Genomic DNA, 234 nt, shown 5'->3' with positions numbered 1-234 from the left:
CCCCCCCCCCCCCCCCCCCCCCCCCCCCCCCCCCCCCCCAAAACGCACACCCCCCCCCCAGATTACTACGCGTCTCGTGGGCTCGGAGATGTGTATAAGAGACAGGATGGTGGGTCACGCCCTCGTGCCAGGCCGAGAAGACGAGGACGTGGGAGGCCGGCGACCCCGGGTCCCGGTCTGCCGCGCCGTCAACGTGGGCGGTCGGTGGCTGGAAGAGATCTACACACTCCCACA

At 70.9% G+C, this 234-nt stretch carries 1 pseudogene; it reads right to left on the bottom strand.

Annotated elements, in window-relative coordinates:
- Positions 1 to 234, bottom strand: a pseudogene (locus tag ACPYOM_RS24010) (hypothetical protein); the annotation flags it as partial.

This window comes from Monashia sp. HAY1-2A (assembly GCF_056755315.1).
This window is presented reverse-complemented; position numbering and strand designations above follow the sequence as displayed.